21 protein-coding genes are annotated in these 19,731 nt (G+C 44.9%); 6 read left to right on the top strand and 15 right to left on the bottom strand.

The genetic code is table 11. The features are described from left to right. Positions 1 to 78: 78 nt before the first annotated feature. On the top strand, positions 79 to 732 hold the full coding sequence (locus ABMY42_RS19585) for a DsbA family oxidoreductase (protein WP_005452585.1): 654 nt from the start codon (positions 79 to 81) through the stop codon (positions 730 to 732). Between the two features lie 472 nt (positions 733 to 1,204). Here the strand turns inward: ABMY42_RS19585 and ABMY42_RS19580 are convergent, their stop codons facing one another. The 4 genes from ABMY42_RS19580 to ABMY42_RS19565 all read right to left on the bottom strand — a co-directional run bounded on the left by ABMY42_RS19580 (position 1,205) and on the right by ABMY42_RS19565 (position 4,505). Continuing rightward, positions 1,205 to 1,603, bottom strand: coding sequence for an NUDIX domain-containing protein (locus tag ABMY42_RS19580; protein WP_045486787.1), 399 nt, complete (start codon positions 1,601 to 1,603; stop codon positions 1,205 to 1,207). 28 nt (positions 1,604 to 1,631) lie between these two features. After that, a complete protein-coding gene (locus ABMY42_RS19575; RefSeq protein WP_009697085.1) occupies positions 1,632 to 2,147 on the bottom strand; it encodes a GNAT family N-acetyltransferase in 516 nt (171 codons plus the stop codon). Between the two features lie 188 nt (positions 2,148 to 2,335). Continuing rightward, on the bottom strand, positions 2,336 to 3,742 hold the full coding sequence (locus ABMY42_RS19570) for a cytochrome-c peroxidase (protein WP_005452598.1): 1,407 nt from the start codon (positions 3,740 to 3,742) through the stop codon (positions 2,336 to 2,338). A 610-nt stretch (positions 3,743 to 4,352) separates the two neighbouring features. Then, positions 4,353 to 4,505, bottom strand: coding sequence for a hypothetical protein (locus ABMY42_RS19565; RefSeq protein ID WP_005452601.1), 153 nt, complete (start codon positions 4,503 to 4,505; stop codon positions 4,353 to 4,355). Between the two features lie 271 nt (positions 4,506 to 4,776). On the opposite strand from ABMY42_RS19565, the gene speG reads away from it, so the two are divergent. Then, complete coding sequence (gene speG / locus ABMY42_RS19560) at positions 4,777 to 5,307, top strand: spermidine N1-acetyltransferase (RefSeq protein ID WP_005452602.1); 531 nt, start codon at positions 4,777 to 4,779, stop codon at positions 5,305 to 5,307. Between the two features lie 50 nt (positions 5,308 to 5,357). On the opposite strand, the gene ABMY42_RS19555 is transcribed toward speG, so the two are convergent. From ABMY42_RS19555 to ABMY42_RS19535, 5 genes are all read right to left on the bottom strand, one after another. Further along, positions 5,358 to 6,476 carry an outer membrane protein transport protein gene (locus tag ABMY42_RS19555; protein ID WP_009697082.1) on the bottom strand — a complete coding sequence of 373 codons (1,119 nt, stop codon included), beginning with the start codon at positions 6,474 to 6,476 and terminating at the stop codon, positions 5,358 to 5,360. A gap of 327 nt (positions 6,477 to 6,803) precedes the next feature. After that, complete coding sequence (locus tag ABMY42_RS19550) at positions 6,804 to 8,960, bottom strand: prolyl oligopeptidase family serine peptidase (RefSeq protein ID WP_274877210.1); 2,157 nt, start codon at positions 8,958 to 8,960, stop codon at positions 6,804 to 6,806. A gap of 162 nt (positions 8,961 to 9,122) precedes the next feature. After that, positions 9,123 to 10,694, bottom strand: coding sequence for an ATP-binding cassette domain-containing protein (locus ABMY42_RS19545; protein ID WP_272760002.1), 1,572 nt, complete (start codon positions 10,692 to 10,694; stop codon positions 9,123 to 9,125). A 336-nt stretch (positions 10,695 to 11,030) separates the two neighbouring features. Further along, positions 11,031 to 11,432, bottom strand: a complete 402-nt coding sequence (locus ABMY42_RS19540) for an SAM-dependent methyltransferase (RefSeq protein ID WP_349266682.1) — start codon at positions 11,430 to 11,432, stop codon at positions 11,031 to 11,033. Between the two features lie 8 nt (positions 11,433 to 11,440). Next, entirely contained in the window at positions 11,441 to 12,331 is an 891-nt protein-coding gene (locus tag ABMY42_RS19535; protein ID WP_349266681.1) for a DMT family transporter, read from the bottom strand. Positions 12,332 to 12,445: 114 nt separating this feature from the next. Between ABMY42_RS19535 and ABMY42_RS19530 the strand changes: the two genes are divergently transcribed. After that, positions 12,446 to 13,039: a TetR/AcrR family transcriptional regulator gene (locus ABMY42_RS19530; RefSeq protein WP_349266680.1), complete on the top strand. Its 594-nt coding sequence runs from the start codon at positions 12,446 to 12,448 to the stop codon at positions 13,037 to 13,039. 59 nt (positions 13,040 to 13,098) lie between these two features. Then, entirely contained in the window at positions 13,099 to 13,350 is a 252-nt protein-coding gene (locus tag ABMY42_RS19525) for a DUF6482 family protein (RefSeq protein WP_005452623.1), read from the top strand. Positions 13,351 to 13,366: 16 nt separating this feature from the next. Here the strand turns inward: ABMY42_RS19525 and ABMY42_RS19520 are convergent, their stop codons facing one another. From ABMY42_RS19520 to ABMY42_RS19510, 3 genes are read right to left on the bottom strand one after another with little or no spacing between them, the layout of a single operon-like run. Further along, positions 13,367 to 14,563, bottom strand: a complete 1,197-nt coding sequence (locus tag ABMY42_RS19520) for a multidrug effflux MFS transporter (protein ID WP_349266679.1) — start codon at positions 14,561 to 14,563, stop codon at positions 13,367 to 13,369. Positions 14,564 to 14,567: 4 nt separating this feature from the next. After that, positions 14,568 to 15,275: a glutathione S-transferase N-terminal domain-containing protein gene (locus ABMY42_RS19515; RefSeq protein ID WP_349266678.1), complete on the bottom strand. Its 708-nt coding sequence runs from the start codon at positions 15,273 to 15,275 to the stop codon at positions 14,568 to 14,570. 13 nt (positions 15,276 to 15,288) lie between these two features. After that, positions 15,289 to 16,152, bottom strand: coding sequence for an MBL fold metallo-hydrolase (locus ABMY42_RS19510; RefSeq protein ID WP_349266677.1), 864 nt, complete (start codon positions 16,150 to 16,152; stop codon positions 15,289 to 15,291). A 108-nt stretch (positions 16,153 to 16,260) separates the two neighbouring features. On the opposite strand from ABMY42_RS19510, the gene ABMY42_RS19505 reads away from it, so the two are divergent. Continuing rightward, entirely contained in the window at positions 16,261 to 17,163 is a 903-nt protein-coding gene (locus ABMY42_RS19505) for a LysR family transcriptional regulator (RefSeq protein WP_239213725.1), read from the top strand. A 98-nt stretch (positions 17,164 to 17,261) separates the two neighbouring features. Next, a complete protein-coding gene (locus tag ABMY42_RS19500) occupies positions 17,262 to 17,687 on the top strand; it encodes a universal stress protein (RefSeq protein WP_005439056.1) in 426 nt (141 codons plus the stop codon). A gap of 64 nt (positions 17,688 to 17,751) precedes the next feature. On the opposite strand, the gene ABMY42_RS19495 is transcribed toward ABMY42_RS19500, so the two are convergent. The 3 genes from ABMY42_RS19495 to ABMY42_RS19485 all read right to left on the bottom strand — a co-directional run bounded on the left by ABMY42_RS19495 (position 17,752) and on the right by ABMY42_RS19485 (position 19,587). Further along, on the bottom strand, positions 17,752 to 17,970 hold the full coding sequence (locus tag ABMY42_RS19495; RefSeq protein ID WP_009703435.1) for a hypothetical protein: 219 nt from the start codon (positions 17,968 to 17,970) through the stop codon (positions 17,752 to 17,754). Between the two features lie 119 nt (positions 17,971 to 18,089). Further along, positions 18,090 to 18,842: a DeoR/GlpR family DNA-binding transcription regulator gene (locus tag ABMY42_RS19490; RefSeq protein WP_061066617.1), complete on the bottom strand. Its 753-nt coding sequence runs from the start codon at positions 18,840 to 18,842 to the stop codon at positions 18,090 to 18,092. Further along, positions 18,835 to 19,587 carry a glycerophosphoryl diester phosphodiesterase gene (locus tag ABMY42_RS19485; protein WP_239213723.1) on the bottom strand — a complete coding sequence of 251 codons (753 nt, stop codon included), beginning with the start codon at positions 19,585 to 19,587 and terminating at the stop codon, positions 18,835 to 18,837. The genes ABMY42_RS19490 and ABMY42_RS19485 overlap by 8 nt, the downstream gene beginning before the upstream one ends. Positions 19,588 to 19,731: the final 144 nt, after the last annotated feature.

Here is a 19,731-nt window from a genome sequence, read left to right as displayed (position 1 = left end):
TACTAAAAGGTAACTGGTTGAATTCACACTCTTGGTCTCCATATCCATTTTATAACTCGAAAAAGTAAGGTCTGTTTTATGGAATCAGTAATCAAAATCGACGTAGTGTCGGATGTGGTTTGCCCTTGGTGCATCATCGGCTACAAACGCTTAGAACAAGCAATTCAAGAGCTAGGATTGGAAGACAAAATTGAGTTGGAATGGCAACCGTTCGAATTGAACCCAAACATGCCAGCAGAAGGAGAAAACCTACGCCAACACCTAGCGAATAAATACGGAACAACGCCGGAAGACAGCGTTCGTGCACGCGATAACCTGACTAATCTGGGTAAAGAAGTGGGATTCGACTTTGACTACTTTGATGACATGAAGATGGTCAATACGCGAGATGCACACGTACTGCTGCAATGGGCGGAGCAATTTGGTAAGCAAACTGAATTGAAGTTAGCTCTGTTTACTGCGTTCTTTGGTCAACGCAAAGATGTCTCTGACCGAAGCACACTGGCAGCGATTCTGACTGACATTGGTTTAGATGCAAATATGGGCATCGCCACCCTAGACGATGCAAGTAATGCTGACTCTATCGAGTATCAAGAAAGCCAATGGCATCAACTTGGCGTGAGCTCAGTACCAACAGTGGTGTTCAATATGGAAAGTGCTGTGACAGGCGCACAACCAGTGGAAGTGTATAAACAAATCCTAACAGAGTATGCGGAGAAGTTAGGACAGTAAGGTTGAAGACTCGCGAGATAGGCATATCGTTCACTTCGATACGCCTATCTATGTATTTACTTACAGCTTGGTATCAAGGTCTGATACATGGTTTTAAAACCTCGCAAAGACACGTCTACCTTTTCAACTTTTGGTGCATCGCCTTTCAACTCAACCTTCAGCGAATTTGCTTGGTAAAAATCATTAAGTTGCTCGACTGGCACTGTAGCCCATAAAGCAACAAATTAAGCAGCAACCAGAGAACCAGAGGTGGCAACTGCTTAAAGCAATTGCTCATTTTGAATTGCATCAGTACCGACAAGCAAAACCATTATTGGAATCTTTACTTGGAGGCAAGTTTGACAGCTCTGCCAAACAATGGCTGATTCAAATCGATTATCTGAATAGCGATTAGAACAAAGCTCGAAAGACAACGCCCGTAATGCTCTCACATTACGGGCGTGTTGCTTTCTATCAGTGACTCAAGGATGCGCTATTTCACCAGTCCTTGTTCCACCAACTGAGGGAATACGTTATTGCGAAAAATCGTGCTTATCGCGATGTCATCCACGTTTGAAGAATCTATCCATTGGCACTCTTCGATTTCGTTACTGGCAACCACCTCGCCCGAGTAATCGCTAACGAAGAACACATCCATGACCAAAGTAATGCCGTCTTTATCGTGCGCTGGTGCTTCAAATCGCCCAAACAATACCAAGTTCTCTTCCGTTACCTTAATCCCCACTTCTTCATGTAGCTCGCGACATAATGCTTGCTCTGAAGTTTCGCCACTATCAAGTTTGCCACCTGGCGCGTAGAAGGTGTCTTTGCCTTTTGAACGTAACACCAGAAGTGCGCCGTTTTTAATGATGATACCTGCTGACTTATGCATATTGTGCATCTTGCTTTCCTTCTAAGCGTTAGAGAAACTTCTCAATCAGAACTTCATTGATATACTGACCGTTAATCTTGGCGTGCTTCTTTGCCGTACCAACTACTTCAAAACCATGTTTTAGATACGTGGCAAGTGCGTTAGGGTTGTCTTCTCTCACATACGCAAACAGCTTTTCATAACCTTTCGATTTCGCATCAGCAAAGGTAGCGGTAAACAGAGCCGAAGCCACACCTTGGCGACGATATTTTGCATCAACGAAGGTACCGATAATACCAACGTGCGCAAACGCCTTGGTATAACTCGCGAAAGGCTCTACGTTTTGGAAACCCAGCACATTGCCCTCTTCTTCACTCTCATCGATTGGGTTCAATGCCACATTAAATACGCCCATTTCAGGAAAGCTCTCAATAAAGCTTTCTTCCTCCTCTGTCGTAAAGGTGGTATCGAGAATCGTATATAAGCCCTCTTCGATAATTGGGTTCAACACTTCGGTAATGCCTTGAGCGTGTTGTTTTTGTGCGTTCTTAACTATCACTTTCATAATATTTTTCGTTCTTTTTATATGGATGAAATTAAGGCGTCATTATCATCTAGAAGAGTCGACAAACCAATCACTAAAGTGCTGATTTGGTTGAGTTCGGAGCATAAAAAAGACCACCTCAGTTCAAGGTGGTCTTAAGTGTGGGAGCTATCTTTTATCAAAGATTCGCTTTGGCATATTGCTTAAGCTTAACTCAATGGGCGGCCTTCATAGTCACCCGTCAAGGTTTTGAGGAAGGCTTTGATGGCGTCAACTTCTTGTTCTGACATCTCCACACCGACTTGATACTTACCCATGTCGTAGATGGCTTTGTTTAACGTATCCGCATGACCATCATGGAAGTATGGCGGCGTCAGTTCAATGTTGCGTAACGTTGGCACTTTGAACTTATGCTTATCTTCTTTATTGCCAGTGAAGTTGTAGCGACCAAGATCTGCATCGGTCATTTCTGTGCCACGGTCTGCGAAGTAATCGGCTTTCATACCCATGGTTTCAAACGTTTCACCACCCATGGCTTCACCTGCGTGACAGGTTTGGCAGTCGTATTTCTTGAACAACATCAAACCATATTTCTCATGTGAGTCCAGTGCATCCGTATTACCCATCAAATACTGGTCGAAACGGCTGTTTGGTGTGGTAAGCGTTTTCTCAAACTCGGCAATCGCGTCCGTAATGTTGTTGCCATTGATGTCACCTGAATAAACCTTTTTGAACATCGCGACCATTTCTGGGTCTTGGCTTAACTTGTCGACAATTTCATCCCAATCCACAGAGCCCATTTCAATTGGGTTAAATGGAGGACCACCAGCCTGATCTTGCAGATCTGCAGCACGACCATCCCAGAATTGCAGTTTGTTGTACACGGCATTGAAAACCGTTGGCGCGTTAATACCGCCGACTTGACCATGAATGCCGACAGAGGTTACTAGTCGGTCCACGCCGCCCGTATCAAGGCTATGGCATGACGCACATGAGACACTATTGTCTCCTGACAATCGCGTGTCATGATAAAGCACCTTACCCAACTCAGCTTTATCTGCATCAGTTTCAAACGTGGTGTAAATTGGCTGTAGGACTTTGCCTTTACGCTCTTCAGATACAGGCGATTGCGCATGACGCTCTGATCGTTTTTCGCGAATCCACTTTAACAGCGTGTGCTTTTCATCTTTTGACATGCTTGCTGACCAGTGCATGGTCAGGTAAATCGCTGGCGGCATGGAATCGTCGTAAAGCACTTTCTCAAGTCGAGCAAGCGCAACCTCAGACACTGGGTCACTTTGCTTCACGTCATCAAACAAATTGGTCATATCAAAGTGGCGCATCGCGACTTTGACGTCCGCTTCCATTATCTGTTTCGCGACTGGCATTTCTGAGTAGAAAGGCATTTCGCTATTTGGTGTATGGCAGTAACCGCAGCCTTTGTCTGCCAGTACTTTCATTGCTTGGTAATCCAACGTAGATTGATCTAACGAGCTAAATTGCGTCAGATTCTGTTGAGCTACCTTTTTATCGTCTTGGTTCACCATGTAAACGGTACCGAAGTAAGCCACCAAACCAACTCCCACGATCCCTAGTGCTATTTTCTTTTTATTCATAACTGTTCCCCTAAATCAGTTAAGGCGAAAGTTATTGAAATGCCCAAATATTTAAAAATGGGAAAAAGGAATTGATATTAATCGAATATTTAGATGAGCAACTAATTTAACATCTAAAGTTTATAAAAACAGACACTTGTGGAGATAAGTAAAAAATACAACATAAAAACAACAACTTAAAACCAAAGCTTTTATTGATATGAGTCAAAAATGGTATATATACCCAAGTGACTTCAAGATGCAGGATTCAGAGCGCTGTCATTGATTCGAGAGTAAGGAAAACAACGCAGTGTAATAGCTAGCTCTTTCCAAGTTGTTTGACGCAGCAATCGGGTCAATGACACGCTCCCAAAGGGCGAGCTGCCTTGGCTTGTATACTTTGTTGCCGATTCTTGATTTAGAATGACTAGATCTTTAAATCGCCGCCGCGTCTACAAACCAAGTCATTCTCGCTGAACCTAGCATCTCGAGGTTACTTGGGTATAACCACAATGAATCAAAATTGAATAAAAATAAATCAGAGGGAAATAAAGTAGGAATTTAGGAAGGAATTGTAGGCACAAAAAAAGGCAGCTCGTGAGCTACCTTTTTCGCAAGTCAGCAAATTAAATTATGCTTTCTTAAGATCTTTAGCTGGGTAAGTTAGCGTTTTTTCGCCAGCTTTAACGTGCGCGTAAAAACCGCCGCTGCTTAGACCTGTAACAACCATTTCGCCTAGCTCGATACCTTTAGTAGCTACTACTACGTCACCGATTGAAAACATATTTAATACCTTGTGTATGTAGATTATGACCTTAAGTCGTTGGCGGTATTTAATCTGAAATCGCACCCTTAAACTAATCAGGTTTTTTGTCGTTATGATTAACTTTTATTATTACCAAAGTCCTTATATTTAAAGGGATTGTAAGGGTATGACGAAGATCGCTTTTACCGTCTTAAACTCAGAGAAGTAAAGGGGAGATTTCCCCCTAATGAGCTAAGATGGAGGAATCATAATTACCTTTGATTATGCTTTTGCTCTCTGGAGATAAACGATGAAAAATGGTCTCACTATTCGTGCTTTAGAACGTTCAGACCTGCGCTTTATTCACGACCTCAACAACAACCGCAATATTATGACGTATTGGTTTGAAGAGCCGTACGAATCCCATGATGAATTAGAGGAACTTTACCGCAAGCACATTCACGATGATGCTGAGCGCCGCTTTGTCGTAGAAGATGAACATGGTGTATTAATTGGTCTGGTAGAGTTAATAGAGATTAATTACATTCACCGTAGTGCAGAATTTCAAATCATCATCGCACCAGACCATCAAGGACGTGGCTACGCGGAAGAGGTCATCAATCGAGCTTTGGATTATTCGTTCTCGATTCTTAACCTGCACAAAATCTATCTTTTGGTTGCTTTAGACAACGAAAAAGCCGTTCACCTATATCAAAAGTGCGGCTTTATTGAAGAGGGGCATTTGGTGCAAGAGTTCTTTATCAACGGCAGCTACCGTGACGTAAAACGCATGTACATTCTACAAGAACAATACCGCGAGAAACTCGAGAACAATCAATAACAATAAAACAACGGTAAGCGAACACCTGCTTACCGTTGTTTTAAACTGATTTATTGGTTTTTCCAGTTGTAACCGACACTTAGGAAATACAACGCTGGGTCATCAAAGTTCGCAACGGGAATGCCCGCCAATTTGATTTCAGATGAATCAATTAGCATTGCTTCAAATGCTACAGATACCGAGCTTGCTTCATCAATCTTGTAATCAAAACCAGTACCTAAACGATAAGATTTACCAGCAGGAATCGTAAGGTCACCGTTTGACTGATCTGCGTACATACTCGTATCAAACGCAAAACCCGCATTCCATGTCACCTTACTGTTGATCTTGTATTGGGATCCAATCGCGACTTGATAAGTATCTTGTGTTTCCACTCCCATCAAGGTGTCGTACGCGCTCCAATCTTGCCAGTTCAAGTTACCCATAAGGGCAAGTTTGTCGTTTAGCTCATGATAAGCACTAAATACTACCTGTTGAGGTAACACTGCGCTGGTTGTCAGGTCTTTATCTGCGAAGTCGAATTCTGCTTCACTAGAATAAGATAAACCTAAACGTGTGCCCGAGTTCAGCTCATAAAGCGCGCCAACACGACCATTCACTTGGACATCGGTATCTTCAATACCGCCGGCTAGCGAAGTTCCGTCCACTTTTACATCCATATCAAGAATCCCGTAGTGAATGCCAAGCGCAGCACCCACAGACCACTGTTCGTTGATACGGTAAGAAGCAGAAGGCTGAACCGTTACGGCTTGAGTGATGGCATTAGGAATATCGATACGGTTAAAAAGCTGGTCATATTCCAATCCCAGACCATAATTCCCATACATACCAATGCCTAAAGTCCACTTGTCGTTTACCTGTTGGCTATAGAAGGCTGAGCCAAGAGGCACGTAACCTATGATATTACCGGCATCTCCACCATCGATGGTGTCTAGTGTTGCATCACCATACAAGCTAATCAGATGACCAGAGAAAGATTGACCCGCTACATTGGATAAACCTGCGGGGTTAGCCGCCATTACTGAGGCATCATGCGCTCGCGCTGCCATACCAGCAGAGGCTAAACCAATATCTGTGGTAGAAGTCTCGTACAAGTACAAGCCTCCAGCCTGAGCTGCTGCACATGAAAGGAGGGACCCCACAACAACGAATTTGGTAAGATTTTTCATATTATATTTATTCCACTTAAGCTAACGATACCCAAGTGACTTCAAGGTAGTGCGCTCCCGAAGGATGAGGTTACTTGGGTGTACATACGTCATCCAATCCCCTTCAAAGAACAGGTAAGTAAACAAACTTTGGATAAGTAAGGACGGACTATTCAACGTTGTATAAAACTAAGTGGAAGCATAATAGGAAGTTCTATCACCTATGGTTATATGCGTTATAACCTTATTTTTATTTTGGCTGAGAGAAACAAAAAAACGCAGCCCGAAGACTGCGTTTTAATTCCAATGTGAATGAGCTTAAGCCCTTTGTTTATTTCGCCCTCTCGCTTATAGCTTTTCAACGCCCATATTGAACAAAGTAAAGCTGTAAACATCGGCGGTTTTCTCGATAACCTTACTAGTCGGTGTGCCTGCACCGTGACCTGCATTGGTTTCGATTCGAATCAAAGTTGGGTTTGTACCCGCTTGTTTAGACTGTAGCTCAGCCGCAAATTTGTACGAGTGCGCAGGGACTACACGGTCATCGTGGTCACCCGTTGTCACCATGGTTGCCGGGTATTTAACGCCGGCTTTTACGTTATGAACTGGCGAGTAACCTTTGAGGTAATTGAACATCTCTTTACTTTGCTCTGCTGTACCGTAGTCATAAGCCCAGCCCGCTCCTGCCGTAAAGGTATGGTAGCGAAGCATATCCAATACACCCACTGCTGGCAGTGCCACTTTGAACAGCTCTGGGCGCTGCGTCATCACTGCACCAACAAGCAAGCCGCCGTTCGAGCCACCGTTAATCGCAAGCTTGTCTGATGAGGTGTAATCTTTATCGATAAGGTACTCAGCTCCAGCAATAAAGTCATCAAACGAGTTTTGTTTCTCTAATTTGGTGCCAGCATTGTGCCACTCTTTGCCGTACTCACCACCGCCACGGATGTTCGCGACAGCGTAGATACCGCCCATTTCCAACCATGCTGCTCGACTCGGACTAAAGTAAGGCGTCAGGCTGATATTGAAACCACCATAACCATACAAGATCGTTGGCGCACTGCCGTCCATCGGCGTGCCTTTTTTGTAGGTAATGATCATTGGAATCTTGGTGCCATCTTTCGACTTGTAGAACACCTGGCGAGATTCAAATTGTGACGGATCGAATGGTGCGTTCGATTTGTGGTAAACCTCGCTGTCACCGTCTTTGATGTCTAAACGATAGGTCGTGCTTGGTGTCTTGTAATTGGTGAAAGAGTAGTAGACTTCAGCGTCTTCTTTCTTACCCCAAAAGCCGTAAGCACTGCCGATGTCTGGCAGCTTGATTTCACGAATGAACTTGCCGTCCATGTCGTATTGTTTGACCATAGAAAGGGCATCAACAATGTAGCTTGCGAATAGATAACCGCCCGCGGTTGATGGGCTAAGCACGTTGTCAGTTTCAGGGATTAAATCTTTCCAATTCTTCGGCTCAGGGTTGCTCGCATCCACCGTCACCACTCGTTTATTTGGTGCATCTAAGTTGGTGACCAAATACAGCTTGGTGCCTTTGCTATCAATCACCCAAGTATCAGAATTGGTGTCATCCAAAATGGTTTGCAGCGGACTGTCTGGCTTGGTCAAATCTTTGAAGAACAGTTTATTGCCAGACGTTGAAGTGCTTGCCGAAATAAACAGGTAACGTTGGTCGTCCGAAGTGTAACCACGAACGTATCGGTGCTTCTCTTCCTCTGTACCGCCGAAGATAAGCTTGTCCTCACTCTGCTTAGTGCCTAGCTCGTGATAGTAAAGCTTGTGTTGGTCGGTTTTTGCCGAAAGCTCGCTGCCTTCTGGCTTGTCGTAACTTGAGTAGTAGAAACCTTTGTTCCCCAGCCAGTTTACGCCGCTGAACTTAATATCCACTAGCGTCTCACCGACAGGCTTTTTGGTTTCGGCATCAAGCACAATCACTTTGCGCCAGTCGCTACCGCCTTCTGAAATGCTGTAAGCGACTAAAGAACCATCTTTGGTGAAGCTCACGTTCGCCAACGAGGTCGTGCCATCTTCGCTAAAGGTATTTGGATCGAGAAAAACCTCAGGCTTGCCATCATCAAGTTGGCGGTAAAGCACGTCTTGGTTTTGCAAACCGTCGTTCTTGTAGAAATAGGTGTATTTACCTTCTTTGAATGGACGCCCTAACTTCTCGTAATCCATCAACTGAGTTAAGCGTTCTTCAATCTGGTGACGATAAGGAATTTGCGCCAAGTAATCGAACGTGACTTGGTTCTGCGCTTTGACCCAATCCGCCGTTTCTTTACTGCGGTCGTCCTCTAACCAGCGATATGGGTCACTGACTTTGGTACCAAAATACTCGTCCACTACATCGACTTTCTTTGTCGTTGGGTACTTCACCGCCATTTTGTGTACGTGTTCAACCAACTCCTTTGTTGAGTCTTCGGCATAAGCACTCGGCAATATGCCCGTCATCGCAAACGCGGTCACCAGCGCTAAGGTTTTCTTTTTCATAGACTTCCTTTTCTGTTTTTGTTTTATGTAATGCACCAAGCATCTTACCTATATTAGAGAAATGATTCTAATCGTCTGAATAAAGCTGTGAATCCACGGAGACAAAGTGACTCACTTTGCCTCCGTGAGATAGACAAACCTCGGTTTATAGACCGACTTGCATTAACTCAGTTCAATGCTTCGAGACACACCCGACTCCGCGGCAAAATCTTGGTCGTGACTGATAAGAATAAAGCCGCCTCGATACGCGCTTAGTGCCTGAGCAAGCATGATTTTCGAGTCCAAGTCGAGGTGATTATCTGGCTCATCCAAGAGCAACAAAGGCTGCGTTGGTTGATGACTGACAATCAGCATCGCAAGCTTCATTTTCTCGCCGCCACTCAATACGCTGCCCAAACGAAATACACTGTCTCGGCGAAAACCAATGCCTGCGAGTAATGTTCTGGCATCGCTCTCTTTCATCCCCTCACAATGTTGCATCAGGTTTTCCAACATGGAGAGTTCAGGCTGTATCGCACCAAAGTGTTGGTCGAGATAATAAAGCGGCGTATTGATTTGTAGCTCACCACTTTGCAGTGAGAACTCCCCCAAGAGGGTTTTCAGTAAGGTCGATTTACCGCATCCGTTTTTGCCCAATAAATGCAATTTATCATCCGCATGAACTTGCGCAGTGATGGGTTGAGCCGACCCAAATGGCAACATGCCTTCTAAAAGCGACACAACTTTTCGTGAACGGTTTTGACTGTCTGCCAAATACAGTTTTTGCCCTTTGATTTGCTCTTTACGCACTCGCAAACTTTGCTCTTTCTCTTGCAGATGCGCTTGGCGAAGTTGCTCGTTTTTATTACGACTGGCAGCTCGGGCTGTAGCTTTGTTTTTCATTGCATCCAGTAAGATTTTCGGCTGACTGCCATCCTTTCTTAGCTTATTACCTTGAGCCGCTCGTTGCTCTGCTTTCTCCCGATTGCGCTGAGCTTGTTCTTCTAATTGCTTTTTTTGTTTATCGACACTGGCTAACTGGCGTTCCACCGCTTGTAGTTCGGTGCGCTTTTGCTCGGCATACACGTCGTAATTACCACCAAACACTTGCAAGCCTAGTCCGGACAGTTCCCAGATTTCCTCCATCTCGCGAAGTAATTCTCTGTCATGACTGATGAGCAGAATCGCTCCTGAGAAATTGCGCATCGAATGAATCAACCACTGCTTGGCATGTGTATCAAGATGGTTCGACGGTTCATCAAGGATCAGCAATTCCACTTCGCTGTCGAACAACTGCCACAGTTGCAAACGTGCTAACTGTCCGCCACTCAATTGCGAGCAAGGGAAGTCTGGCTGTGATGGCAAACCCATGGTTTCTAACTGCTTAGCAAGTTGGATAGGCAAATCCCATTGTTCACCCACCACCTCAAACAAATGCTCTGAGCAATCGCCCATTTCGATCTGCTTGAGCGCGCTTAGCACTTTGTCCTTTGATAAAAATTGGGCAATCGAAAGCTCTCCCGCCAACAAATGAGATGGTTGCTGGCGATACACCGCAAAGGACCTTGGTAAGGTGACTGTACCGCTGGTTGAGGTTTGCTCACCGCTGAGTATCGATGCAAACACCGATTTTCCGACACCGTTGCGCCCAACTAACCCAACACGACGTTTGGTCATAGAACATGAGATTTGCTGAAACAGCGTTTCGCCATTACCAAATTGATGACTGATATTGTAAGCCTGTAAGACTGGCATAATTTGCCTCCTGTATGACAGGGACAACAGCCGTAGCTTGAGATAAATCTAGAGATGAGATCGATGCAAATACACGCGCCCATAGAAGCGCTTCAAACAGAAAAATGGTAACTGCAAAGAAATATCGGAAAGTGAGCTACGCCTACTAACCCTGTAAATCCAAAAAATAAAATGAGAGTTGGATGACAGGTTTAGTTGTTCATGTTGGCGTAATCTCCTAAAGAAGTGATGGGCAAAGTCTAAAGGTTTTCTTGTATAAAAAGCAAGCGACTTCTGTCACAAGCCGCTTTCAAACCGAAAGCTCGTTTGGATGCCCTCGCTTACAAGGGCAAAAACCTAGGACTGTGCTTCAAAGTAAATTGCAGGTTTGATATCAACCAAAGGCGTGCCATCCAGGCAGTCCAAACCACGCACTTTAATTACTCCCTCGTCGATAGACTCAATCGGTATTACCGCCGCGCCAATAGGGTTTGGTCTGTGCGGAGAACGTAAAGCAAAGGTGCCCTTCTTCCCTTGCATCATTTCAGGTTGGCGGTTCGCACCAGAAAGCCAATACAGAACCAGTATTTTCTGCCCCACTCCAAGTCCTACAAGACCTTGGTGATACTGAGATTTAAGTTGAATTTCACACACAGGTCCATCTTGTGGCTGAATGTTATTTGGGCACTGAGAAACCTCAGTATATGGCGTACGAATTTGCCCAATAAACTCAAGTTGTGGGGTTTGAATTGTGTTCATATCAACCTCTATTTTTGTTCTGACTTCATCGCTGAAAAAGCGTAAATGGTAATAGTGACCAAGATGATTGAACCACCAAGAATGCTTGCCACTGCTGGGATTTCATCAAAGAAGAGTAATGCCCAAAGTGGTGCTAGCACGGTTTCAATCATCAGAATCATGCCTACTTCAGGTGCAGTGATGTAACGAGTCGCAACTTGTGAAAGCACACGCCCAAACGGCGCAGTAAACAGCCCCATCAAGCCCATAATCAGCCAAGTGTTCGCGCTGTAAGTTGAAGGCGTTGCCCAAAACAGCATTGCCATCGCTAAGAACAGCCCACCAAAACCAACGCTTGCCATGCGGCTTACGTGCTGATGCTTACGCAATTGCACCTGGTTGAGCGACAAACACACCACAGCAAACACTGCTAAGCCATCGCCAATCCAGTTACCCGATTTAAAAGAACCAGAGACCACAATCGCAATACCTACCATCACAGCAACAATCGCAATCCACGTCGAACGCTGGGTCACTTCACCCAAAAACCACCAGCTAAACAATGCAGCCAAAGCTGGTGCTGCACTCAGAATCACAAAGGTATTGGCAACCGTGGTGAGCTTAATGCTCATCACCAAACCAGCAGCACTGCCGAGCATCAATAAGCCAGACAACAAGACATGCCAGCCGCTCTCTTTCACCGCTCGAACCAGACCGCGCTCATCGCGAAGTTGGATAAATATTGGCATCGAAATTGCGGTAAACAAGCCAAATAGAAATGCGGTATCCACACCACTCACGCCCGAGAAGCGAATAAAAATTGGGTCTAAGCTCATCAGCAGTGCACCAACCAAGGTGATCATCACCCCGGCAAAGCGTGCGCCTTTGGCGTTTAGGTTATTCATTAATGCCGTCGTCATCGTCTTTGTCCTCAAAAATTAAATCATACTCGTGAGTATGATTTTCTAATTTCGGAGTTGTGTCAACAAAAATCATACCGTATAGTATGATTATCAAATCAAGAGAATCTGAGCATGAGCAAGATCGAGCAAAACCGAGAGAAGAAACGCCGAGCTATTTTGGAAGCCGCGAAAGAGAACTTTTTGTCCGAGGGATATGTATTAGCGAACATGGATAAAATCTCCGCCCAAGCAGGCATGACAAAGCAAACCGTGTATCGCTACTTTCCATCTAAAGCAGCGCTATTTGAAGCAACATTGCGCCAGATAGGTGAAAACATGGATGGTGGCTTCATTACTCATCTACAAAAGGATGATCTGCGAGAAGCGTTGAACTCATTTGGTGGACACTTCGTTTCTTTCCACCTTTCTGATGAACACTTGGCGACCTTCCGCTTGTTGATTGCAGAAAGTGCCAAAGCACCTGAGATCACGACGATCTTCCGCGAAGTCGGTCCGGACGATACCGATGCTAAGCTCACTCAGTTCTTCCAAGATCGTTTCGATGTTAAGGAACCAGAAACACAGATTCGCCTCTGGACAGGCATGCTACTGTCGATCCGCTCTAGCGTTTTAATGGGAATGGAAAAGCCAACGCAAGCTGAGATTAAGGAGCACGTGCAAGAAGTGACTGAGTTTTTGTTGGCAGCGATCGAGCATCAGAAGTGAACTAAAATCCATCGCTCGCCGTAATAGCCAAAGAGTGAAAACACTAATGGGAAACGGCTATGAATCTTTTGATTGAATCGGTTGAGGGTGGTATCTACCTCGCTTACAACGTAGAAAACCAAACAAGATCGTTGATCTTGAACGAGCACAAGAGCCCACTCACGTTCGCCAGCCTCTGTGAGGCAAGAGACCACTTCCGAGGAGAAGGATACTCCTCAGCCAAACTGGTCCACCTCAACGCATCCGATGAGATGTGTGGGGAAAGAATACGCTGTGACATGCCATTAGAGATTGAATTGAGCTGGTATTAACACCAGCTCTTAGCTATCAGACCTGATCTTTACCTACAGCGATTTGGCGCTTCCTCACCATCAAGACCATGGTTGCCAACAGTGACATCATATACACTATTGCCAGCGCAGTTGTGCCATCCACATTCAACGCGCTCGCTATAGCGACGAGGACTGCACCTCCCATCATTCTCAAAAAGCCATCAATGGAAGAAGCTAAACCAGCACAATACTGAAATGGTTCCAACGCCATGGAAGTCGCTGCGCCAGCCAACAAGCTAAATCCGCCGCTCGCCATTCCTGCCATCAGGAAAAATCCACCAACTTCACCTTCGGGCATTAATACCAAGCCTATTCCTGCCATTGCAACCATGATCGTGCCGGTTAATACCGTATCAATACGTCCCAACCTGTTCATCACTTTAGGTGCAATCACACTAAATAGGATTTGAGAACCGCCAATCAAGCCAAACATCATAGAGAACTCGACTTGGCTTAAACCTCCTTGCTGCATTGCCACTACTGGAGCGACAGAGACATAAGTTAAAAGCCCGCCAAAACTCAACAGGTTTGCCAATGCAAACACCTGGAAGTTCTTATTACTTAGAATGTCTTTGATATTGCAACGCAATGCCACCGTGTTCTCGATATCAACCGACACCTTAACTGGCTTTGGGCTGTCAAATCCGACGGTCGCTAACACCATAAGTAACAGTGCTAACCCTGCCATCATATAGAAGCCACCAGCCCATCCCCAAGCCATGGCTAAACCACTACCAATCAATGGCGCGATGGTTGGAATCGCATTAGTAACACCGCCGATGTAACTCAACAGCCTTCCAGCATCATTACCTTGGTAATTGTCTCGTACCCACGCCATAGCGGTGATCATGGTAAAGGAAGCCCCAATGCCCTGCATTCCTCTCGCGATATATAGTACTTCCATATTCGGTGACAATGACACAAGAATACTGCCCATCGCGTAAACCAACGTACCAAGCACAGCCGAAAACCGACGACCAAATCGGTCAGAGATTGGTCCAGCTAATAACTGGCTCGCCCCCAGAGCAAGAATATAGATAGAGATGGTTTGGCGCATATCACCATCGCTAGCACCAAACACATCCATCATCTGAGGAATGGACGGCAAGTACACGTCAATAGCAAGAGGTCCAAGTGGTACTAAAGCGAAAACAACAATCAGTGGCAAAAGCCTATTACCTGCCTTCTCCATGCCCCTACCTCACCGTGCGATCAGCATAAACTGGAGCAAAGAGTGCCACTTGAGTTCGCTGTGAAATGATCTCTAAATAATCGCGCATTATCTGAGGTAGCGAAAGCTCACCGATCATGGTTAGGTTTCTCAGCTCCGAAAACAGCGCGATGTCATCAATCGTCAGATCTCGTGTTGTGTTTACAACAGACATCATATCAACCTCAGGCACCATCTTGAGCAGTGCGCCCTCCAGTTGAGGTAAGTAATCTTCGGTCTTGCTCAGCAACTCAGCTAAAGAAGCACCTAAATACTCTTCTCTAGAGTGAACAAATAATGCCATTGCCGACTCCGTGCTGAGTTCAGGGAGCCCAAGCAATGGCATGCGCGGATAACACAGCTTGGCAGTATGTGGCTTCAAATCATCCAACATATCCTGAACGACGGTCGATAGTGTATAGCGACTAAAATAAGGCTCGACGTTAAGGGAACTAGGAAGTTGGTCCAAAAAAGCAAAAATATCGAGACTCTCCGTCATAAGCTCTGTTTGCTTTTCCGCAGCAGAAGTGAGCTGCAAAATAGGAACGGTAAACTTTTCTAGTTTCGCTGCGACCGATGGTTCGAGCTCTCCCAATGGGAATGCTGTGACCTTAACATCCAGATTCTTCAACCCAATTAATGCTTTAACTCGCGTACAGTAAGGACAGCTATCAAACGTATGTAATGTCATCATTTTCCTGTCCCTCCTAGTTACCATGCCAGATGGAATAAGCCATACGCTCTACATGAGCAGGAAGGTTTTGTTCATAGCCCACCCAATGTTCGAACTCTGGTAGCTTCACTGAATGCTTGAGTTCTTCTGGAGTCTTACCAGCTTGCATACCACTCCAAACCGCATCAAACAACGCTTTGTTAAATTGATAATCTTCTTCAAATGCTTCGGCTGATGAGACAGGCATGTGACCACTAATGACAGTGTCAAATGCTAATTCATTCCGCGCACGTTCAAAGGTATTCAAAATGCTGACGTAGTTATGCGTATTCAAACGGTGTGGTTCATTAACCATACCCGGCAAATGCCAATCAACGGCGAGTAGGACTTTGTCTTTCGGCATATGAATGATGCTCATGCAATCCCCATCATTAGGACCGTAGTAATGCAAATCGACTTGTTTGCCACCTAAACTCACGCTCATGGTGTCATCATATGTTTGATCTGGTTGAACAACGCGGTTCTCTAAGTCTCGACTTAAAAGCTCAACACACTTTTCTTGAGAGATGAACTCTGCTCCCTGCTCTTTAAAGATCTGACCACCGCGAGAGTGGTCAAAATGGTCGTGTGAATAAATCACCTTTTTGACTGGTTGCTTGGTTAGCTTGCTAATTTCTTGCATCATTTGCTTGGATCGCGCTTCACCGGACGGGTCCGTCACAATCACCCCTTCAGGCGTTATAACAACTAAGCTGTTATAGAAATACTGCGAGTATTGATAAACACCATCTTTCAACTCAATCATCACTGGTTTGGTTGGGTCAAATTGCACCGCTTCAGCCGCTACCGTTGAGCTCATCAAAAGCCCGCCAATCATAGCTTGGTAAATCATCTTCATAGGACACACCTTTTGTCTTACTTGTGTTTGGTGTTGTTAAAGATAATTTGTATACTTTAATGAAACAATTGAGTAAAAAGTAACTTCATAACATACCAAAAGTATCGAATGGACAAATACAAAAACATGCAACTGCTCTGCACCGTGGTAGAGAAAGGCAGTTTCGCAAAAGCAGCAAAAGCATTAGGTGTCACACCCGCGATTGTCGGGCGACATATTGCAGCCATGGAAGGCGAGTTAGGGTTTGTAATTCTTAATCGCACAACTCGGAGCATGCAACTGACCCCAGGAGGCAGAGCCTATTACGAGGGGTCACGTGCGATTCTCGAAAACATAGAGCAGTTAGAAGACTCTTTAACTAGCGCCCACCAACTGAATCCAACCGGATTAATCAGACTTTCAGCCCCAGATGCAATGGGCCCTTTTCTGATGAAAGCGATTAAGGCGTTTCGCCAAACCTATCAGCACATCCGCTTTGATTTGGTGTTGTCCAATAGCCACGTAAACCTGATTGAAGAAGAGATTGACCTAACTATCCGTCTCTCATATGACTTACAGGACTCTTCCTATATTGCAACGAAACTAGGCAGTTCTAGCTTTGGATTGTACGCAGCACCAAGCTATATCCTTGAACACGGGCAGCCAAATCACTACAAAGAGTTAGAGCAGCATGATTGCTTACACATGGGGCGCTCGCGTTACGGTGATAACTGGGTGCTGCAGGTAGAAGGTAAGAGCATCACCTATCGCCAACCATGGGCGGCAGTCATTTCCGATACCCATACTCTAATCGCCGCCATGGTAGATGGCATGGGAATCTCTATGATGCCGAGTTTGTTTGTGCACAAAGAACTAAAACAAAATACTCTTGTTGAAATCAAAGGCGTTGCTGAATTCCCGCTGGTTAATATTTATGGAATGTATCCTACACGTAAGCATGTGCCCTACCGTTTATCTTTGTTCTTAAATCACTTAAAAGCATGGTTTCCAAAACATTTGCAACAAGCGTAATTTGCCAAAACTTTGAGCGATTTCGGGATCTTATCAACACATTTTTTGTTAAAGGCGTACTATGCTATTGGTAGTGTATTCCACAAGAGGGCGTGGTTATGAAATACAAACATATCCTAGTCGCACTGGAACTGTCTGATGAGAGTACTGTGTTGATTGACCGAGCGGTATCTATGGCGAGTTATCTCGGTGCCGAGATTTCTTTTATTCATATCGATGGTACTCATGGCGAAATTTATCGTGAGCTTGTCGATATTAAAGCAAACCCAGACCAAAGACCGTTGAATGAACATTCAATGGAGTGCTTGAAGTCCTTTAGCGATTACATGGAGCAACCATTGAAGCACTTCTTCGTAGGCACTGGTGATTTAGCGGACAAACTGGAAGTGACTATCAAAGAACAAGAAGTTGATCTGCTGATTTGTGGTCACCATCAAGACTTCTGGAGCAAGATCATTTCTTACTCAAGACATCTGATCAACAAGTCTCCGGTTGATATTCTAGTTGTACCAATTCACGAATAGCGTGAATGAACCATCCCAAAAGCCGCCACGATGGGCGGCTTTTTTGAGTTTCTTGTTGGCTCAATTAAGGCTCTATTTCACCAATCGAATACAGCACCAACTCTTGTGGGTTATTCCCTTCCCCTAACGAGTGAATGTCTTCCCCTTCTTGTTTGAGCTCGTTAATCAGTTTGAGCGCTTTATCTTGCTTCACACCAATAATGGTCGGCATTTCAGAGGCAGAGACACCAAAACGCGTTGCAATAAGCAAGTTTTTCACTTTGGTTTTATCCGATTCAAACATGACATGACCTCTTTAATTTCAATTATCTAAGCATAGCGAATCGCGATGAGAAAGCACCATGCCAACTTGAATAGGTAACGGATTTTCCTAAGGGCTAGACAAACAAGGAAAGTAAAAGCTTAGTTACTGAAAACGCGGTCAAAATAACTGAGTGGCGCCACCTTGGTATTGGCTCTTCGTTGCCACTTGCTGCGGTTCGCCACCAGCCACTTTTGTTCTGAGTTGGCTAAAATCGCTTGGCTCACTCTGGCTTCTCGCAACTCATGTTCCATCGCAAAAGCATGAGTATCACCTTTAGTGCTACCAAGATTGATCTGCGCGGAATGAAGTTCGGCGATTTCGGTTACACCTGCGCAACCGATAATGCCAATATCTGCGGAAAACTGAGCGAAAAAGTGCTCCGCCGCACCATCTACTACATCGCGGTCATTGGTACGAATACGCCCACCCGGAATCCAAGTTTCAATGTTCTCAAAATGAGAAAGAATGTGCGCCGCTTCGAAGTTATTCGTCACCACGCGAAGCTCACTGTGGTGGACTAAACGCTCTGCAATCAATGCGATGGTAGTACCGATACCCAAAAACAAAGTCGCGCCGTTCGGGATGGCTTTGACCACTTCATCTGCAATGATCTGCTTTTCTTGTTGATTGGTAACTTGGCGAGAAGCATAGCTGCGATTACTCAAGGTAGCAGGCAATCCGACACCACCATGATGGCGTCGGGTCAGTCCTAATTGGCAAAGCTGATTAATGTCACGTCGAATGGTTTGCGTCGTGACTTCGAAGCGCTGAGCAAGTTCTTCTATCGCACAATATTCTTGCTGATGAACCAGTTCAATGATGCTTTGCTGACGGACGTTGAGGTTATTCATTCAATGCTGCTTCTCGTCTGACTACAGTCGCTTCAACTTTATAACTCTGTGGTGTGTCTGTGATCATCATGTCCACACCCCACAACCAATGCGCTTCAACTAATTGAGGGAAGTTCGGTGTATAACAAAATAGTTGGTAGCCAAACTGCTTGATTTGCTTAGCCTGCGATTCGGTCAGGAAACGGTAATCACAATGCACGCTGTAAGCATCAATGTGTTGTAGCACGATAGCAAAATCATCAGGAATCTCTTGCCACAACTGTCCTCTTCTCACTTCTGGCAGATAGTTTCTCATCGTCACCAAAGCTTCCGTATTAAAGCTAGAAAACAGAATCATGTCCGTATCCACATCCAAGCGCTCAATTACCTGTGCCACCTTTTCACACAACAAATCAATTTCATCGCCTGAGTAGATCTTCAATTCAATATTGAGCTTCACGCCAGCCTTTGCGGTGAGTTCAAGCGTCTCTTCTAAGCTCGGGATATGCTCGCCAGCGAAGTCATCACCGAACCATAAGCCAGCATCAAGTAACCTTAGCTCGTGCCAAGTCAGCTCTTTCACTTTACCGCGACCATTTGTGCAGCGGTTTACGGTTTTGTCATGGATAACCACAGGGATGTTGTCTGCGCAGAGTTGAACGTCAATTTCAATCCATTCACAGCCAAACTCAATAGCGCGTTGCATTGCCGATAAGGTGTTTTCTGGAGCCAAACTGGATAAGCCACGGTGTGCCGTTATTGTCATTTTTTATTCCGTCTTTTTCATTTGTTTTCAAATGAACTATCTCAGCCCTCAATGACGGTTTAATTACAAAATCGTGACGAAAATAATGCTCAAATAAGTTCATTTTTCTGTAACTAGAACGTCATTTAGCTCATTTAATGTTCA

The organism is Vibrio sp. SSH13-20 (genome assembly GCF_040104475.1).
Lineage (GTDB): Bacteria > Pseudomonadota > Gammaproteobacteria > Enterobacterales > Vibrionaceae > Vibrio > Vibrio harveyi.
The sequence above is the reverse complement of the archived record's forward strand: the minus strand, read 5'-3'. Positions and strand labels throughout refer to the sequence as shown.

Bases quoted from the DNA above. Each gene is read 5' to 3' on its own strand.
- ABMY42_RS19510 (WP_349266677.1), bottom strand. From the start codon at position 16,152: ATGAAGATGATTTACCAAGCTATGATTGGCGGGCTTTTGATGAGCTCA.
- ABMY42_RS19495 (WP_009703435.1), bottom strand. From the start codon at position 17,970: ATGTTTGAATCGGATAAAACCAAAGTGAAAAACTTGCTTATTGCAACG.
- ABMY42_RS19500 (WP_005439056.1), top strand. From the start codon at position 17,262: ATGAAATACAAACATATCCTAGTCGCACTGGAACTGTCTGATGAGAGT.
- ABMY42_RS19580 (WP_045486787.1), bottom strand. From the start codon at position 1,603: ATGCATAAGTCAGCAGGTATCATCATTAAAAACGGCGCACTTCTGGTG.
- ABMY42_RS19535 (WP_349266681.1), bottom strand. From the start codon at position 12,331: ATGACGACGGCATTAATGAATAACCTAAACGCCAAAGGCGCACGCTTT.
- ABMY42_RS19570 (WP_005452598.1), bottom strand. From the start codon at position 3,742: ATGAATAAAAAGAAAATAGCACTAGGGATCGTGGGAGTTGGTTTGGTG.
- ABMY42_RS19530 (WP_349266680.1), top strand. From the start codon at position 12,446: ATGAGCAAGATCGAGCAAAACCGAGAGAAGAAACGCCGAGCTATTTTG.
- ABMY42_RS19485 (WP_239213723.1), bottom strand. From the start codon at position 19,587: ATGACAATAACGGCACACCGTGGCTTATCCAGTTTGGCTCCAGAAAAC.
- ABMY42_RS19545 (WP_272760002.1), bottom strand. From the start codon at position 10,694: ATGCCAGTCTTACAGGCTTACAATATCAGTCATCAATTTGGTAATGGC.
- ABMY42_RS19555 (WP_009697082.1), bottom strand. From the start codon at position 6,476: ATGAAAAATCTTACCAAATTCGTTGTTGTGGGGTCCCTCCTTTCATGT.
- ABMY42_RS19490 (WP_061066617.1), bottom strand. From the start codon at position 18,842: ATGAATAACCTCAACGTCCGTCAGCAAAGCATCATTGAACTGGTTCAT.
- ABMY42_RS19575 (WP_009697085.1), bottom strand. From the start codon at position 2,147: ATGAAAGTGATAGTTAAGAACGCACAAAAACAACACGCTCAAGGCATT.
- speG (WP_005452602.1), top strand. From the start codon at position 4,777: ATGAAAAATGGTCTCACTATTCGTGCTTTAGAACGTTCAGACCTGCGC.
- ABMY42_RS19525 (WP_005452623.1), top strand. From the start codon at position 13,099: ATGAATCTTTTGATTGAATCGGTTGAGGGTGGTATCTACCTCGCTTAC.
- ABMY42_RS19515 (WP_349266678.1), bottom strand. From the start codon at position 15,275: ATGATGACATTACATACGTTTGATAGCTGTCCTTACTGTACGCGAGTT.
- ABMY42_RS19505 (WP_239213725.1), top strand. From the start codon at position 16,261: ATGGACAAATACAAAAACATGCAACTGCTCTGCACCGTGGTAGAGAAA.
- ABMY42_RS19585 (WP_005452585.1), top strand. From the start codon at position 79: ATGGAATCAGTAATCAAAATCGACGTAGTGTCGGATGTGGTTTGCCCT.
- ABMY42_RS19520 (WP_349266679.1), bottom strand. From the start codon at position 14,563: ATGGAGAAGGCAGGTAATAGGCTTTTGCCACTGATTGTTGTTTTCGCT.
- ABMY42_RS19540 (WP_349266682.1), bottom strand. From the start codon at position 11,432: ATGAACACAATTCAAACCCCACAACTTGAGTTTATTGGGCAAATTCGT.
- ABMY42_RS19565 (WP_005452601.1), bottom strand. From the start codon at position 4,505: ATGTTTTCAATCGGTGACGTAGTAGTAGCTACTAAAGGTATCGAGCTA.
- ABMY42_RS19550 (WP_274877210.1), bottom strand. From the start codon at position 8,960: ATGAAAAAGAAAACCTTAGCGCTGGTGACCGCGTTTGCGATGACGGGC.